The following is a 16,486-nucleotide window of genomic DNA, read 5'->3' on the forward strand; positions in this document are numbered from 1 at the left end:
CCTAAGACTTTTAGGCAAATTACGCTGAGCCGCATGAAGCCACTGACCGAAAGAGAGATCCGCGCCGCCTTCGTGAACTGCACCAAGGGCGCGGCCAAGCGGCTGTCCGTGCCGCACGACCTGGCCGACCGCCCGTGGGGCGACCTGGACTACTTCGGCTGGCGGGACCCGCAGGCGCCCGACCGCGCCTACCTCGTGACCGAGCTGGGCGGCCGTCCGACGGCACTCGCGCTGCGGGCCTCCGGCGCCGCCTCGGGGCAGGCGCGCCGCAGCATGTGCTCGATGTGCCTGACCACCCATTCCGGTGGCGTCTGCCTCATGGTCGCGCCGAAGGCCGGCAAGGCCGGGCAGCAGGGCAACTCGGTGGGCGCGTACATGTGCAGCGACCTGGCCTGCTCGCTGTACGTCCGGGGCAAGCGGGAGGCAGGCACCGGCGCGCGGCTGCACGAGACGATCACGCTGGAGGAGAAGATCAGGCGGACCGTGACGAACCTCGCGGCGTTCGTCGACAAGGTGGTCGCGTGACGCGACACTCCGCGACATCCTCGGGACGGGCTCCGCAATGATCGAAGGCAGATTGACCAGGTTGCGCGCGCTGCGGTCCGAGGACGCGGCACACCATCTCCGGTGGCGCAACGATCCGCAGGTGGTGCGCTGGGCGGCCGCCGGTGACCCGTGTTTCGGCCCCGTGACGGCGGAGGCGATCACACTCGCCTTCGACACCATGCTGCGACTCGTCCCGAGGGAGTCGGCCGTGTTCACCGTCGAGGACATGGCCGGCGGCGGCGTGATAGGCATGGCCGACTACCGCGACCTGGACCCGTACGCCGGGGTGGCCACCCTGGGCATCACCATCGGTGAGAAGGAGTTCTGGGGGCGTGGCCACGGGTCGGAGGCCCTGCGGCAGCTCATGGACCACCTGTTCGGCGCGTATCCGCTCCACCGGCTGGAGCTGGACACCTGGAGCGGCAACGAACGCGCCATGCGGTCCTTCGCCAAGTTGGGCTTCCGCGAGGAGGGCCGGCGCCGCTCGGCCGTGCTGACGGAGGGGCGGCGCTACGACCGGGTGCTGTTCGGCATCCTTCGCGAGGAGTGGGCGGGCCTCGGGCCGGCTTGAGTCCCGCCGGCGGGCGGACCGGGGGTTTCCGCCCGCCGGCGGCACGAGTGACAATGGCCGACGGAAAGAGCCACAGTGGGCTGAGCTGCCCCGAGCTGGTGTTCCGCGCCGCTCTCCCCCGCCGTCCACGACCGCTGCGCGGCAGGCGCAGCATCTCCTGGCAACCACCCAGCACTCCGTGGAACGCATCGCCTCCCAGGTCGGCTTCGGCTCGCCCACCGCCTTTCGTGACCGCTTCGAAGGCACCACCGGAGTCACCCCGCACGCCTACCGGCGCATGTTCGGCTGACGGCCACCGCGTCCGTGTGGTCAGGAGGTATGAGCGCGGGCAGCGGGGGCACTCCGACCACATGGCCCAGCCTCACCTGGTCACCTTCGGCCACGGCACCGCGGGCCGCGCGGCGCTGGCCGAACTGCTGCGCGGCGCCGATGTCGGGGCCGTGGTCGACGTCAGGACGGCACCCGGCAGCCGCCGCGATCCAGACCTGCTGCGGGAGCGGCTGGCCGGATGGCTGCCCGAGGAGGGCCTCACCTACCGGTGGGAGCAGTGTCTGGGCGGTTTCCGCAAGCCGGCGCCGGACTCGCCCGACGCCGTCTGGCGCAACACCTCGTTCAGGGGGTACGCCGGCCACACCCGCTCGCGTGAGTTCGTCACCGCCATGGACGAGTTGCTGGAACAGGTGGCGCGGGAGCGGACCGCGGTGATGTGCAGTGAAGCGGTGTGGTGGCGGTGCCACCGACGCCTCATCGCCGACTTCGCCGTGCTGGCCCGTGACACCCCCGTGGACCACCTCATGCACGACGGCCGTCTGACACCCCACTCCCCCACCCCGGGTGCGCGGCTGCGGACGGACGGTCTTCTCGTCTACGACGACGAGGAGGCGGCGGCGGCGGCGAAACCTGCCGAGGCCGGGTGGGGGCGTTCCCAGAGGTCGGGGAGTTCGTAATGGTCGATGCGCTCGTGGAGGTCGATGCGGAGGCGGAGGACCATGCAGCACGGACGCGGTGGGCGCCGCCGGGCGACCGGCGACCAGGACATGGAATCGGTCGAGTCGGTCCTCGACCAGCTCTATACGGCGCCGCCGTCCGACTTCGTCTCCCGCCGGGAGGAACTCGCCGGGGCCGCCAGAACGGCCGGCCGGCGGGAGGACGCCCGCCGTGTCCACGCCTCCCGCCGGCCCACGCTCGCGGCCTGGGCGGCGAACCTGCTGAGGCACTCCCGGCCGGAGGAGAGCGGTCGGTTCCTGGAACTGGGGCGGGCGCTGCGCGAGGCACACCGCACGCTGGACGCCGACGGGCTCAGAGAACTCTCCGCGCAGCGCCGGAACATCGTCTCCGCCCTGTCCCGGCAGGCCGCCCAGTTGGCCCGCGAGGCCGGACACCCACTGTCACAAGCGGCACGGCGGGAGGTCGAATCGACGCTGCGCGCGGTCCTCGCGGACCCGGACGCGGCCGAACAGTGGGCAGGCGGACGCCTGGAGGGTTCTCTCACCCCGCCGTCGGACTTCTCGACGGGCACCGCCCCGGCCGACCCCGCGCCGCGTGAGCGGCCCACCCGGTCGCGGTCTCCCCGCCCCTCGGGCAGCACCGGGGCGAAGGACGAACTCGCCGAACGGCGCCGCGAACGGCAGGAAGAACTCACCCGGGCCGAGCAGGCGGCGGAGAAGGCCGCGCGGCAACTGAGTGACAGCCGCGCGGAACAGGCGGACGCCGACACGTCACTGCGGCGGGCCGAGGCGGAACACGACCGGGCCCGCGAGGAGGTGTCCGCCGCGGAGCAGCGGCTGCGGCAGGCACACGAAAACCTCGACCGGACCGAGAGGGAACGGCGGGAAGCCGGGGACCGGGTGCGGACGGCGGCGGACGCGCTGGCCCGGGCCAAGCGGGAGGCACAGGAGACCGCGCGCCAGGTGGACCGTTCTGCCGCCCGGGTCAGGTAGCCCGGCCCATCCTCAATCCTCAATCCTCATGAGTACCCGTACTCATGAGGCGCTCTCCCCGTCGGAGGAGGCTTGCCGTATCGGGAGACGCAGAGAGAGCCAACGGTGCGTACCACCAGCCGAGTTCACCGACCGTCGCCCGTGGGAGTCAACCGCGCGACGCGGTCTGCCCCGGGCCTCGCCCTGACCTGTGCGACGGCCGCCGCCGTCCTGGCCGGCTGCTCCGTGGAACAGGCGAGCTGCGGCGGAGGCGAGTACCCGGTCATGACCATCGGGGGGACCGGCAGCGCGTGCGTCCCGGACGGCCAGGAGCCGCCCGAGGGATACACCCGGTACCCGGTGGGCAAGGTCCCGGAGCATGTCGGCGACAAGTGGGACACCTACTGGACACACACCGTCGACGAGGACGGGAAGGTCGTCGCGGTGCCCGACGGCGAGTGAGCGCGGGGTGCGGGGCGAGGGTGCGGGCACTCCGAACACGCGCGCGAGGAACCCGCGGCACATACCACGTTGACGGCCATACGTGGTATACCGGCCCGGCAGCAAACAGGGGAACAACAGGCGCCGTCCGTCCGTAGTATCTGTGTGTCAGCACAGCCGGTGGCAGTCTCGCATTCCCCGCTGCCGGGCGCCGATCGGGCATGGTCCCCATGCCGCGCGCCTGATGTCCCGCAGTTCCTCACGAGCCTTCACGGCCGCGAATCGAGGAGAGTCAACACCATGTCCGAGAGCACGACACAGACCGCCACCCAACTGGCGTCGCAGTACAGCGCCCAGGTGACCGACGACCTGGAACGCAACACCAAGGAGCAGGAGCGCATCAGCGCGGAGATCACCTCCGCGCAGCAGCAGTTGGCCGCGCTGCAGCACGACCACGCCCTGCTGGTGAACATGCAGCAGGCGCTCGGCATCACCTCCCGGCCGGCCCGGCCCGCGACCGCGCCGGAGCCCGCCGCCACGACCGAGGCGGCCACTGTGCCCGCTCCCCGTGACGGTGCCACCGCGGAGCCGGTCACCGGAAAGCGGACGCGGAGCGGGAAGACCGCCGCCGCGTCCAAGCGCACGGCCACCGCGAAGCCGGGTGCCAAGGCTGCGGCGAAGGCCGGCGCCAAGCCTGCCGCCGAGTCGGCCGCGAAGCCGTCCGCCAAGGCCGTCAAGGTGTCCAAGGCCGTCAAGAAGCAGGCGGCGAAGCAGGAGCCGGCGCAGGCGCGGACCACGTCCACGTCCGCGGGCGAGGCCCCGGCCGACGCGTCGTCCGACGCCTCGCCCGCTAAGCACGCCGCCGACCGGCCCACGCTGGTCGAGCTGGTCCGGACCCACCTCGTCGAGCAGAGCGAGCCGCGCTCCGCCGCCGAGGTCACCACGGCGCTCGGTCAGGCCCACTCCGAACGCACCATCAAGACCACGGTCGTCCGCACCACACTCGAGGGGCTCGTCGCGAGGAACCAGGCCCAGCGCACCAAGCAGGGCACCTCGGTCTACTACACCGCCACCGACGCGCCGGAGGCGAAGCAGAAGCAGGACGCCGGGGTCCGGACGCCGTCCGCCCAGAGCGACAGCTGACGGCTGCCGCACCCGGCACCACCGTTGGGTGACATCGTCTTCCCTCGTCGCGGTGCGGCGCGCGGTCGGGGGGAAACGGGGTGAGGATCGGTGGATGGGTGTTGTACTGCCGGTGCTCTTCGCACTCCTCGCCGCGTTCAGCAACGCGCTCGCCACCGTGCTCCAGCGCCGTGCCGCGCTGAGTGTGCCGCAGACCCAGGGCTTTCGCCCGGGGCTGATCCTCGACCTGTTGCGGCGGCCGGTCTGGATCGGCGGCATGCTGGCCGTGATCGTCGCCGGTGTGGGGCAGGCGGTGGCTCTGGCGACGGGGCCGCTGTCACTCGTACAGCCGTTGTTCGTGCTGGAGCTTCCGCTGGCTCTGCTGCTGGCCTCGCTGATGACCGGCCGTCACCTGCCCCACACCATGTGGCTCGCCGTGGGCGGGGTGGTCGTCGGACTCGGTGTCGCGCTGGCGTCGGCCGCTCCGGACGCGGGCGAGGCCGACGTGCCCCTGGATCGCTGGGTGCCCGCGCTGGCGGCCTGCGCCGGAGCGGCCGTCCTGCTGGCCGCGGCCGGTCTGAAACGCCCCGTCGGCAAGGCCCGCGCCGGCTGTCTCGGCGCCTCCACCGCGGTGTGCTACGCCCTGACGGCCGCCCTGATGAAGGACTCCATGCGGGTGCTGGACACGGACGGCGTGGTCGGCTTTCTGACCGCCTGGCAGACGTACGGTTTCGCCGCGGCCGGCGTGTGTGCCGTGCTCCTGCTGGAGCACGCCATGCAGGGCGGTCCGCTCATCGCCTCCCAGCCCGCGCTCACCCTGGGGGACGCCACCGTGAGCCTCCTGCTCGGTGTGGTCCTCTACCGCGAGGACGTACGCGCGGGTTGGTGGGTCGTGCCGGAGTTGCTGGGCGTCGCGCTGATCGTCGCGGGTGTCCTCACCCTCGCCCGGCGCGGCATCGACCTGCGCGAGGGGCAGTGAACGCCGCGCCGGCCCGGGTGGCGAAGCTCGCCGCACTCCCCGTGAACCCGCAGGTCAGACGTTTGCGCAGGTCAAGCTGGGTGGCGTAACTTCGGCGAAACACGGGCCAGGTTAACGTGAGCGGCATGGACCACCACGTGGGACGGCCCCGCGCCGAGCGGGCCCGGCAACTGGCCGATGTGCTGCGTCAGCAGATCACCGACGGGGGCTTCGCGGACGGTGCCCTGCCGGACGAGCGGGTCCTCGGCCGTCGGTTCGGCGCCTCCCGCAACGCCGTACGGGACGCCCTGGCCCTGCTGCGCCGGGAAGGGCGGCTGATCATGCGGCGGCGCGGGGTGGGGATCACGGTGGTGCTGTCGAAGTACGGTCACGGGCTGGACCGGCTGACCGGGCTGGCCGAGGAGCTGACCGGTCGCGGCACCGTGACCAACGAGGTGCGGGCCGCCGAGGAGGTGCCCCGGCTGCCCGCCGCGATCGCCACCCGTCTGGACGTGCCGGACGAGACGGGCGGTGTGTACGTGGAGCGGCTGCGATGGCTGGACGGACTGCCGTTGTCGCTGGACACCAGTTGTCTGACCGCCGACGTCGGCCGTGCCGTGCTCGCCGGCGACCTGGTGCGGCGCGACGTGTTCGGTCTGATCGAGGAGGCCGCGGGCGTTCCCCTCGGACGTGCCGAGGTGGCGGTGCACGCGGTCACCGCCGACCCGGACACCGCGGCGCTGCTGCGGATCGAGCCGGGGGCGGCGGTCTTCGCCCTGGAGCGGCTGACCCGGCTGACGGACGGGCGTCCGGTGGACGCGGAGTCGATCCGCGTCCGAGCGGACCGCATGACCCTGCGCGCGACACTGCACCGCGCCGGCACACGGACCACCGTGTGGCCAGCTCCCGTCCGTACCGCGACATGTGAGAGGAGGCCCGGGTGGCCGGGTTGAGTGTGCCCGTGCTGATCGCGCTCGGTCTGCTGGGACTGGTCGGCGGCATCGGCATCACGGCCGTCGGGCCGGGCGGTGTCCTGCCCACGATCGGTCTGTTCGCCCTGACCGGCCTGACGCCCGCGGAAGTGGCCGGGACGGCCATCGTCACCCATGTCGCCACCGGCGCGCTGGCCACCGCCGCCTACACCCGGTCCGGGCAGCTGCGCGAGCCCGGCACCCGGCGCACGGCGCTGATCCTGGCCGCGAGTGCCCTCGCCGGCACTCCACTGGGCGTCATGGTCAACTCGTTCGTGTCGAAACGGGCGTTCGGTCTGGTGCTCGCGGTGTTCGTGGCGGGCGTGGCGGGCCTGGTGTGGTTCCGGGAGCGGCACGGCCGTGACACGCCGAGGGCGCATCCCCCGACGGCGCTCGTGGCCGTGCTGGGCTTCGCGGTGGCCGTCGCGGCCGGGATCGTGGGCATCGGCGGACCGATGCTCACCGTGCCCCTCCTGGTCGCCCTCGGCGTGCCGGTGCTGGAGTCCCTCGCCTCGGCCCAGGCCCAGTCCGTCGTCATCGCCGGTGTGGGGACGCTGGGGTACGTGACCCAAGGGGCCGTCGACTGGCCGCTGGCCGTACTGGTCGGCGTGCCGGAGCTGGCCGGGGTGCTGCTCGGCTGGCGCATCGCGCACGCGCTGCCCACCCGGCATCTGAAGTTCGCCCTGATCGCGACGCTGTTCGCGCTCGCCCCGTACCTCGCTCTGCACGGCTGACCGGCCACCTGCCCGAGACCGCGAAAGGCGCAGGGCACAGGAACAGGACACAAAGCGCGTCAATGCGAACAAGATGCCTCAGGTCACCACATGATGCACAGTGGTCGCAATCGACCGGCGACCCAGAGGGACGGCATGCCGCAGGCCGCTACCACCGACACCGGCGGGGAGTCCCCGCCGGCCGCAAAGCTGCCGCTGCTCACCCTGACGGCCATGGTCGTCGGGTCGATGGTGGGCGCCGGGGTGTTCTCGCTGCCGGGCCGGTTCGCCGAGGAGACCGGCGTCGCGGGGGCGCTGATCGCCTGGGCGATCGCCGGCACGGGCATGCTGATGCTGGCCTTCGTCTTCCAGTCCCTCGCCGTACGCAGACCCGACCTCGACGCCGGTGTGTACGCGTACGCCAAGGCCGGCTTCGGTGAGTACCTGGGCTTCTTCGCCGCCTTCGGCTACTGGGCCAGCACGTGCGTGGGGAACGTGACGTACTGGGTCCTCATCATGTCGACCATCGGCTCGATCTGGCCGGAGCTCGGCGACGGTGACACCGCCCTGGCGGTCGTCCTGTCCTCGGTCGGACTGTGGGCGTTCTTCTGGCTGATCCGGCGCGGTGTGAAGGAAGCGACGGCCATCAACAAGGTCGTCACGGTGGCCAAGCTCGTCCCCATCGTGATCTTCGTCATCCTGGCCCTGGTGTACTTCCGGCCGAGCGTGTTCGCCGACAACTTCGGCGGCGCGGACTACGCCGGTTCCCTGTTCTCGCAGGTCCGCGGCACCATGCTGGCCACCGTGTTCGTCTTCCTCGGTGTCGAGGGCGCCAGCGTCTACTCCCGGCACGCCAAGCGCCGGTCCGACGTGGGCAGGGCGACGGTGCTCGGCTTCCTCAGCGTGTTCGCCGTCTTCGCCTCGGTGACCATCGTGTCGTACGGCATCATGCCGATGGCGGAGATCGCCGACCTGCGCCAGCCCTCCATGGCGGGCGTCCTGGAGGAGACCGTCGGCACCTGGGGCAGGGTGTTCATCAGCGTCGGCCTGATCGTGTCGGTACTGGGCGCGTATCTGGCCTGGACGCTGATGGCGGCGGAGGTGCTCTTCGTCGCGGCCAAGGACGACGACATGCCGCGCTTCCTGCGCCGCGCCAACGCCGCCGACGTGCCGGTGCCGGCGCTGCTGATGACCTCGCTGCTCACCCAGGTGGTCCTGATCGCCACCAGTTTCTCGGACGACGCCTTCAACTTCGCGCTCAACCTGACCAGCGCCCTCTCCCTGATCCCGTACCTGCTGGCGGCGGGCTTCGCGGTCCGGATCGGCGCCCGTGCCGACCCGCTGACGGAGGGCGGCCGGAGCTCCCGGCGCGAGCTGGCCGTCGGCGTCGTCGCGACGCTCTACACCGCGTTCCTGCTGTACGCGGCCGGTCTGAAGTTCGTACTGGTCTCCTTCATCCTCTACGCCCCGGCGACCGTCCTGTTCGTGATGGCCCGCCGTGAACAGGGCCGACGGCTGTTCTCGCCCGGGGAACTCGTCGTCCTGGCCGTCTCGGTGGTCGGTGCGGTGGTCGGCCTGGTGGCCCTGGCGGCCGGATGGATCAGCCTGTGAGCCGCGCCCTCTTCGTCTCACCGCATCGTCCCTCATCGTCCAAGGAGGCCGTGTGAACAGCAACGAAAGCGCCGCGATGCCCGCGCTCGGCGTCCACTCCGAGGTCGGCAGACTGCGCAAGGTCCTGGTGTGTTCCCCCGGTCTCGCGCACCGGCGGCTCACCCCCACCAACTCCGACGACCTGCTCTTCGACGACGTGATGTGGGTGGAGAACGCCCAGCGCGACCACGCGGCGTTCGTCGGCGAGCTGCGCCGGCGCGGGGTGGAGGTGGTGGAGCTGCATGACCTGCTGGCGCGGATCATGGCGATCCCGGAGGCGAAGGCATGGCTTCTGGACCGGAAGATCGTCGCCAACCAGGTCGGCGTCGGCCTCATCGACGCGACCCGCGCCTACCTGGAGACCCTGTCGCCCAGGGAGCTCGCCGAGTACCTCGTCGGCGGTCTCGCCACCGGTGACCTGCCCGAGGACTTCCGCTCCCCGCACCTCACGCTGGCCCGGGAGTCGACCGGCGCCCGTGAGTACCTGATGCCTCCGCTGCCCAACACCCTGTACACCCGGGACACCACCTGCTGGCTGTACGGCGGGCTCACACTCAACCCGCTCTACTGGCCCGCGCGGCACGACGAGACCCTGCTGATGAAGGCGATCTACACCTTCCACCCCGACTTCAAGGGCTCGACGGTGTGGTGGGGCGACCCCGAACTCGACTGGGGCCAGGCCACCTTCGAGGGCGGCGACATCATGCCGGTGGGCAACGGTGTCGTGCTGATGGGCATGAGCGAGCGGACCTCGCGGCAGGCCATCACCCAGGTCGCCGCCGCGCTGTTCCGCAGCGGCGCCGCCGAGCACGTCGTGGTCGCCGGGATGCCGAAGCTGCGGTCCGCCATGCACCTGGACACGGTCTTCACCTTCGCCGACCGGGACGTGGTCACCCTCTACCCCCGGATCATGGACGGGGTGCACACCTTCTCACTGCGCCCCGGCGACCGGGCACCCGGCTTCGACATCGTCGACGAGGGCACGACGCCCTTCGTCGACGTCGTCGCCAAGGCGCTCGGGCTGAGCTCGCTGCGGGTGGTGGAGACGGGCGGCGACGTCTACGCCTCCGAACGCCAGCAGTGGGACAGCGGGAACAACGCCGTCGCGGTGGAACCCGGCGTGGTGTTCACGTACGACCGCAACACGCTCACCAACGCCCTGCTGCGCGAGGCCCGCGTCGAGGTCGTGACCATCGTGGGCGCGGAGCTGGGCCGGGGCCGGGGCGGAGGGCACTGCATGACCTGCCCTCTGGTACGGGACCCCGTCGACTTCTGAGCGTCCCCCGGTGCCCTCGGTCACCCGGACGGACCAGTCGCACCGATCGCCCCGGCCACCCGGTCGCACGTCACCGGCAGAAGCCGTACGCCTGCTCCAGCCACCGGTGCAGTGCCGTGTGCACGCTGCCGGGGAGCTCGCTGAGCTGTTCGATGGCGGCCCGGTCGCCGGCGGATGGCGCGATGCCCGCCGCGGTCAGGAGGGCGAGCAGGTCCAGGCGGCGCAGGTCGACGGGGTCGATGCGGCAGGGGAGGCGTTCGGCGGGGATGGGCGGCTGGAGCAGGAAGTCGCCCTGGACGTCGCGGGAACGCGAGTGCGCCGGGTCGGCGGCGGTCGGGGCAGTCATGGTGTGCATACCGCGGTCCTCCATGTGATGGGTCGCCGTTCTTGACGGCATGAGACACCGGAGCGATGACGGCGGTTGCGGACCGGCCCGGCGACCACTCGGTGGATGCAATCGGCGTCTTGTCGCACGAACCGGCACGGGCTCCGGCCGGCAGGCCTCCCCGTGTGGGCGCATCGGGAACAGCGCCTGCCGAAGCTCCCCGACACCCGTGCGCTGCTCCGTACGAGTGGTGGGTTCCCGGACACGGCCGTACGGTCGGTACGGGGAAAGCGGAGCCAACCGACCCCGAGACGGCCGGGAGCAGACATGGGCAGAAACCCGATGAGGGCAGCGGTCACGCTCTGTGCCGCCGCCGCGCTCGCGATACCCCTGGGCACGGCCCGGGCCGCACCGTCGGCGGAACAACCGACACCGCCCCCCACCCGGCGGACACAGGACCCCGTGCTGGTCGACTGCGCCTGGCAGCCGGAGGTGCGGCCCGGGGCGTTCCTGCTCGCCTGCGGGGACGGCAACAGCCGACTGGTCTCGCTGCACTGGCTGAGCTGGGACGCGAACGCCGCGGTGGGCCGGGGCACCAACGCCGTCAACGACTGCGACCCCTACTGCGCCGCGGGCACGTTCCACTCGTATCCCGTGACCGTCCGGCTGGACCAGCCGCAGCCGTGGGAGAAGGACCCGGGAGAGCGGCACTACACCCGGCTGACCCTGACCTACACCGACGGCAGGCCGGACGGCTCCCCCCGCGTGGTGACCTATCCGCTGTGGGCCTGACGGCCCCGGCGGTCAGTCCGTAAGGGCCAGCCTGCAGGCGTCGCCCGGCTGGAGCCGCACCGTGCGGTCCGGCAGCCGGACGTCGATCGGCAGGGGGCCCGAGGCGGGCACGGCGATCTCCAGCCGGCCGTGCTCCAGCCGGACCCGCACGCCCCAGTGGCCCTGGTAGCGGATGGAGAACCCGTACGACGACAGCTCCGGCAGCGGCACCGGGTCCAGCCACAGGGCGCCCGCGCGGGTCTCGAGTCCGGTCAGCCCGCGCTGGACGAGGTCGAGGGTGCCCGCCATGGCACCGAGGTGGATTCCCTCGCCGGTGGTGCCGCCCTGGAGATCGGCGACATCGCCCTTGAGCGCCTCCTGGCAGAACGCCCAGGCCTCGGCGCGGCGGGCCCGGGCCAGGATCCAGCCGTGGACGAGCCCGCTGAGGGTGGAGCCGTGGCTGGTACGGGCCAGGTAGTAGTCGACGGTGCGCTGCCAGGTCCGCTCGTCCAGGTCGTAGCCGAGCCGCTCGAAGAGCGAGCGGAGTTCGGCCGGGGAGAAGAGGTAGCCCAGCATCAGCACGTCGGCCTGCTTGGACGCCTGGTAGTTGTTGACACTGTCGTCCTCGGCCTCCAGGACGCGGTCCAGGCGCCGGATGTCGCCGTACCGCTCGCGGTAGCCGGCCCAGTCGAGTTCGGCGAGGTCGCCGTATCCCTCGAACTGGCTGACGACACCTTCGTGGAAGGGGATGTGGAGGGTGCGTGAGACGCTCTCCCACTGTTCCAGTTCGCCGTCGTCCAGGGCGGTGCGTTCGACGAGTTCGCGGCGGCGGGGTTCGGGCAGGTCGGCCAGCACCTCCAGGGTGCGGGTCAGGACCCAGGAGGCGGTGACGTTGGTGTACGCGTTGTCGTCGAGGCCCGGCTCCTCGGCGCCGGGGTAGGCCTCGTGGTACTCGTCCGGGCCGACGACGCCGCGGATGCGGTGCCGTCCCAGGTGCTCGTCCCAGGTCGCGGAGTCCGCCCAGAAGCGCGCGATCTGCAGCAGCATCTCGGCGCCCTTGGTGTGCAGGAACTCGGCGTCTCCGCTCGCCTCGCAGTACTGCCACACGTTGTACGCGATCGCCGACCCCACATGGTGCTGGAGGTGCGAGTGGTCCGGGAGCCAGCGGCCCGAGTGCGGGTTGAGGTGCAGTTGCTGGGTCTCCTCCCGTCCGTCGCTGCCGCTCTGCCACGGGTACAGCGCGCCGCGCCTGCCGATCGCGCGGGCCGCGGCGCGGGCCCGGTCCAGGCGGCGGTGCCGGTAGTGGAGCAGCGCCCGGGACACCTCGGGGAAGTGCAGGTTGAGGTAGGGCAGGACGAACAACTCGTCCCAGAAGACGTGTCCGCGGTAGGCCTCCCCGTGCAGTCCGCGCGCCGGTACGCCCACGTCGAGGTCGGCGGTGTGCGGGGAGAGGGTCTGCAGCACGTGGAAGAGGTGCAGGCGCAGGATGTTGCCCGCCTCACCGGGTACGTCGAGTTCGGCGCGGCGCCACAGCTGGCCCCAGGCCGTGCGCTGCGACACCAGCAGTTCGTCGAAGCCGGGGGCGTCGGCCACCCGGTCGACGGCGGCCTGCAGGGGGTCGCTGATCGCCGGGTCGCGTGAGGTGTGCAGGGCCACGATCTTGTCGACGGTGACGGTGCGGCCCGGCTCCGCGCGCAGGGCCGTGCGCTGGGTGACGCGCAGGTGTTCCCGGGCCGGGGTGACGGGCGCGCCGGCCGTCGTGCGGGCCGCCATGCCGACCCGGATGTCCGAGGTGCGGGTGCGGCAGCGCAGCCACACCGTGCCGTCGTCGGCGTCGCCGGTGTGCACGTGGGTCAGGTGGCGGCCCTCCAGGTCCCGGTAGCGCGGCACCCCGGAGTTGGTGACGCCGCCGTCCAGGGCCGCTTCCACGTCGAGGTCGGCCGCACCGGACTCGACCGTGAACTCCGTGCGCAGCGCGGCGAGGTGGGGATCGGCCATGTGCACCATGCGCAGCTGGCGCACGGACAGCACGCGTCCTCGGCCGATCCCGAAGTGGGTGCGGCGCTCCAGCACGCCCGAGTCCAGGTGCACGGTCTGCCGGTGGTCGAGCACCTCGGCGGTGTCCGGCGTGAGCCAGTCCCCTCCGTCGGCCCTGAAGCGCAGGGGCAGCCAGTTGGGGAGGTTGACCATGTCCTCGTTCTCCACCTCCCGCCCGGCGACGGCGGAGGTGAGCCGGTTGTAGCAGCCGGCCACGTAGGTGCCCGGGTAGTGCACGTCGTCCGCGACGCACTCGGGCAGCGCGCCGCGGGTGGCGAAGTAACCGTTGCCGAGTGTGCACAGCGACTCGCGCAGCCGCTCGTCCGCGGGGTCGTAGTGGTCGTAGTCCCAGGTCGAGGGCGTCGCGGTCACTTCGAGCCCTCCCAGGACCAGTCGGCGACCTCGGGCAGGTCCACTCCGTGTTCGCGGATCCAGTCGTGGTGGCGCAGCCGGGCGTCCTCCATCCGCTGCCGTACGGCCGCCGCGCGCACGGCGAGGCCGGGCACCCGGTCGATGACGTCCATGACCAGGCGGTAGCGGTCCATGTCGTTGCCGACCACCATGTCGAAGGGTGTGGTGGTGGTCCCGATCTCCTTGTAGCCGCGCACGTGCAGATGGGCGTGGCCGGTGCGCCGGTAGGCGAGCCGGTGGATCAGCCAGGGGTACCCGTGGTAGGCGAAGATGACCGGCCTGTCGGCGGTGAACAGGCCGTCGTACTCGAAGTCGCTCATGCCGTGCGGGTGTTCCCCGCTGGGCAGCAGCCGGGCGATGTCGACGACGTTGACGACACGTACGGCGAGTTCGGGCAGGTGGCGGCGGACGAGCTGGGCGGCGGCGAGCACCTCCTGGGTCGGGACGTCGCCCGCGCAGGCGAGCACCACGTCGGGTTCGCGGGTCCCGTCCTCGGTGCCGGCCCAGTCCCAGATGCCGGCGCCGCGGGCGCAGTGCGTCCTCGCCTGTTCCATGGACAGCCAGTCGAAGCAGGGCTGCTTGCCGGCGACGATCACGTTGACGTAGTCGCGGCTGCGCAGGGCGTGGTCGGCGACGGAGAGCAGGGTGTTGGCGTCCGGCGGCAGGTAGACCCGTACGGCCTCGGGGCTCTTGTTGAGGATGTGGTCGACGAAGCCGGGGTCCTGGTGGGAGAAGCCGTTGTGGTCCTGGCGCCACACGTGGGAGGTGAGCAGGTAGTTGAGGGAGGCGATGGGGGCGCGCCAGGGCAGGCGGCGGGTCACCCGCAGCCATTTGACGTGCTGGTTGACCATCGAGTCGACGATGTGGACGAAGGCCTCGTAGCAGGAGAACAGTCCGTGCCGGCCGGTGAGGAGGTATCCCTCCAGCCAGCCCTGGCAGGTGTGTTCGGAGAGGATCTCCATCACGCGGCCGTGCCGGTCGAGGTTCTCGTCGACGGGCAGCGTCCGTTCCTGCCAGGCCTTGCCGCTGGCGGCGTAGACGGCCTGGAGGCGGTTGGAGGCGGTCTCGTCGGGGCCGACGAGGCGGAAGTCGCGCCGGTCGGCGGTGGCGTCCATGACGTCGCGGAGCAGGTCGCCGAGGACCCGGGTGGGTTCGTGCATGCTCGCGCCGGGTGTGTCGACGGGAACGGCGTACTTCTCCAGCGACGGCAGCGGCAGCTCGCGCAGGAGCAGTCCGCCGTTGGCGAAGGGGCTGGCTCCGAGGCGGCGCGCGCCCTCGGGGACGGCGGCCAGGACGGCGGGCCGCGGTGCTCCGGCGTCGTCGAACAGTTCCCCGGGCCGGTACGAGCGCAGCCACCGCTCCAGCTGCCTCAGGTGTTCCGGATCGGTCCGTACGGCGGGCAGCGGCACCTGGTGGGCGCGCCAGGTGTTCTCCACGGGCAGGCCGTCGACCTCGGCCGGGCCGGTCCAGCCCTTGGGAGTGCGCAGTACGATCATCGGCCAGCGGGGGCGGTCGGTGGCACCCTCCTCGCGGGCGGCCCGCTGGATCGTGGCGATGCGGTCCAGGGCGGTGTCCAGGGCGTGGGCCATCACGCGGTGGACGGCGGCCGGCTCGTCGCCGGTGACGTGGATCGGATCGTGGCCGTAGCCCCGCAGGAGTTCGTCGAGTTCCGCCTCGGGGAGGCGGGCGAGCACGGTCGGGTTGGCGATCTTGTAGCCGTTGAGGTGCAGGACCGGCAGGACGGCGCCGTCGCCCACGGGGTCGAGGAACTTGTTGGAGTGCCAGGACGTCGCCAGTGGACCTGTCTCCGCCTCGCCGTCGCCGATCACGCAGGCGACCACCAGGCCGGGGTGGTCGAAGGCGGCTCCGTAGGCGTGCGAGAGCGCGTAGCCGAGCTCGCCGCCCTCGTGGATGGAGCCCGGCGTCTCGGGCGCGACATGGCTCGGCACGCCGCCGGGGAACGAGAACTGCTTGAACAGCCGGGCCATCCCGGCCGCGTCCCGGGTGATGTCCGGATAGGTCTCGGTGTACGAGCCCTCCAGCCACGAGTTCGCCAGGACGGCGGGACCTCCGTGGCCGGGGCCCCAGACGCACAGGGCGTCGAGGTCACGGGCCTTGATCACCCGGTTGAGGTGGGTGTGGACCAGGTTGAGGCCGGGTGAGGTGCCCCAGTGGCCGAGCAGTCGGGGCTTGACGTGCTCGGGGCGCAGCGGCTCGGTCAGCAGGGGGTTGGCCATCAGGTAGATCTGGCCGACGGAGAGGTAGTTCGCGGCGCGCCAGTGGGCGTCCAGGCCGGCGAGCTCCTCGTCCGTGAGCCCGGGGGGCGCCTGCTGGGTGTCGGCGGACATCGGGGGTCCTTTCCGTGTCGGGACAGCGGTCGGGCCGCGCGGGCACGGGGGTACCCGTACACATCCCAACCCCGCGCGGACCGCTCGGGTACCCGACAGGGCCGTTCGGGTCACGTCGGCTTCCGCTCGGAGGTGGTGCCGGAGAGGCGATGCCGGAGAGAGCCGGTGCCCGAGGGGCGATGTCGGGGAGGGGCGATGTCGGGGAGGGGCGAGCGACGTCGAGCAGCACGGCCGCCACCGGCGCCGACCCCGGTGCCGACCGTGCTGCCGCACCGGGTACCCCAACTTCCCGACAGCACGCAGCAGTTGCCCAAACTCACGCTCGGCCTCTTCCCGGCTGCACGGAGGGTACGCGCGCGGCGCCGCCCCACCCGCCCGTCGGAATACCCCCCTGGGTATATCTGTTACGGTGGGGAGAAATACCCTG

The 16,486-nt window shown here is 71.9% G+C and carries 15 protein-coding genes and 1 pseudogene; 13 read left to right on the top strand and 3 right to left on the bottom strand.

Features of this window, described 5'->3' with window-relative positions; genetic code table 11:
• Nucleotides 1–33: 33 nt before the first annotated feature.
• The 12 genes and pseudogenes from ABEA26_RS29540 (at nucleotide 34) to ABEA26_RS29595 (ending at nucleotide 10,167) form a co-directional block, all read left to right on the top strand.
• A complete protein-coding gene (locus tag ABEA26_RS29540) occupies nucleotides 34–525 on the top strand; it encodes an FBP domain-containing protein (RefSeq protein ID WP_345596412.1) in 492 nt (163 codons plus the stop codon).
• A gap of 52 nt (nucleotides 526–577) precedes the next feature.
• On the top strand, nucleotides 578–1,117 hold the full coding sequence (locus ABEA26_RS29545) for a GNAT family N-acetyltransferase (protein ID WP_345596413.1): 540 nt from the start codon (nucleotides 578–580) through the stop codon (nucleotides 1,115–1,117).
• Nucleotides 1,118–1,256: 139 nt separating this feature from the next.
• Nucleotides 1,257–1,406: pseudogene (locus tag ABEA26_RS29550) on the top strand (helix-turn-helix domain-containing protein); the annotation flags it as partial.
• Between the two features lie 61 nt (nucleotides 1,407–1,467).
• Nucleotides 1,468–2,064, top strand: a complete 597-nt coding sequence (locus ABEA26_RS29555) for a DUF488 domain-containing protein (RefSeq protein WP_345596415.1) — start codon at nucleotides 1,468–1,470, stop codon at nucleotides 2,062–2,064.
• Between the two features lie 42 nt (nucleotides 2,065–2,106).
• Nucleotides 2,107–3,057, top strand: a complete 951-nt coding sequence (locus ABEA26_RS29560) for a hypothetical protein (RefSeq protein ID WP_345596416.1) — start codon at nucleotides 2,107–2,109, stop codon at nucleotides 3,055–3,057.
• Nucleotides 3,058–3,198: 141 nt separating this feature from the next.
• On the top strand, nucleotides 3,199–3,498 hold the full coding sequence (locus tag ABEA26_RS29565; RefSeq protein ID WP_345596417.1) for an SCO0607 family lipoprotein: 300 nt from the start codon (nucleotides 3,199–3,201) through the stop codon (nucleotides 3,496–3,498).
• Between the two features lie 279 nt (nucleotides 3,499–3,777).
• The gene (locus ABEA26_RS29570; protein ID WP_345596418.1) at nucleotides 3,778–4,620 is read left to right on the top strand and encodes a hypothetical protein; all 843 of its coding nucleotides are present in this window, start codon (nucleotides 3,778–3,780) and stop codon (nucleotides 4,618–4,620) included.
• A gap of 94 nt (nucleotides 4,621–4,714) precedes the next feature.
• On the top strand, nucleotides 4,715–5,578 hold the full coding sequence (locus tag ABEA26_RS29575; protein WP_345596419.1) for a DMT family transporter: 864 nt from the start codon (nucleotides 4,715–4,717) through the stop codon (nucleotides 5,576–5,578).
• 125 nt (nucleotides 5,579–5,703) lie between these two features.
• Entirely contained in the window at nucleotides 5,704–6,510 is an 807-nt protein-coding gene (locus ABEA26_RS29580; RefSeq protein ID WP_345596420.1) for a GntR family transcriptional regulator, read from the top strand.
• Nucleotides 6,498–7,262 carry a sulfite exporter TauE/SafE family protein gene (locus ABEA26_RS29585; RefSeq protein ID WP_345596421.1) on the top strand — a complete coding sequence of 255 codons (765 nt, stop codon included), beginning with the start codon at nucleotides 6,498–6,500 and terminating at the stop codon, nucleotides 7,260–7,262. The genes ABEA26_RS29580 and ABEA26_RS29585 overlap by 13 nt, the downstream gene beginning before the upstream one ends.
• Before the next feature lie 135 nt (nucleotides 7,263–7,397).
• A complete protein-coding gene (locus ABEA26_RS29590) occupies nucleotides 7,398–8,852 on the top strand; it encodes a basic amino acid/polyamine antiporter (RefSeq protein ID WP_345596422.1) in 1,455 nt (484 codons plus the stop codon).
• Nucleotides 8,853–8,928: 76 nt separating this feature from the next.
• Nucleotides 8,929–10,167 (top strand): arginine deiminase, encoded by a 1,239-nt coding sequence (locus ABEA26_RS29595; protein ID WP_345596427.1) that lies wholly within the window; start codon nucleotides 8,929–8,931, stop codon nucleotides 10,165–10,167.
• 70 nt (nucleotides 10,168–10,237) lie between these two features.
• On the opposite strand, the gene ABEA26_RS29600 is transcribed toward ABEA26_RS29595, so the two are convergent.
• Nucleotides 10,238–10,522, bottom strand: coding sequence for a hypothetical protein (locus ABEA26_RS29600; RefSeq protein WP_345596423.1), 285 nt, complete (start codon nucleotides 10,520–10,522; stop codon nucleotides 10,238–10,240).
• 297 nt (nucleotides 10,523–10,819) lie between these two features.
• On the opposite strand from ABEA26_RS29600, the gene ABEA26_RS29605 reads away from it, so the two are divergent.
• Nucleotides 10,820–11,284 carry a hypothetical protein gene (locus tag ABEA26_RS29605; protein WP_345596424.1) on the top strand — a complete coding sequence of 155 codons (465 nt, stop codon included), beginning with the start codon at nucleotides 10,820–10,822 and terminating at the stop codon, nucleotides 11,282–11,284.
• Nucleotides 11,285–11,296: 12 nt separating this feature from the next.
• On the opposite strand, the gene ABEA26_RS29610 is transcribed toward ABEA26_RS29605, so the two are convergent.
• The gene (locus tag ABEA26_RS29610) at nucleotides 11,297–13,672 is read right to left on the bottom strand and encodes a glycoside hydrolase family 65 protein (protein WP_345596425.1); all 2,376 of its coding nucleotides are present in this window, start codon (nucleotides 13,670–13,672) and stop codon (nucleotides 11,297–11,299) included.
• On the bottom strand, nucleotides 13,669–16,059 hold the full coding sequence (locus ABEA26_RS29615; protein ID WP_345596426.1) for a phosphoketolase family protein: 2,391 nt from the start codon (nucleotides 16,057–16,059) through the stop codon (nucleotides 13,669–13,671). Before ABEA26_RS29615 ends, ABEA26_RS29610 begins: the two co-directional genes overlap by 4 nt.
• Between the last annotated feature and the right edge of the window lie 427 nt (nucleotides 16,060–16,486).

This window comes from Streptomyces marokkonensis (assembly GCF_039539045.1).
Classification (GTDB): domain Bacteria; phylum Actinomycetota; class Actinomycetes; order Streptomycetales; family Streptomycetaceae; genus Streptomyces; species Streptomyces marokkonensis.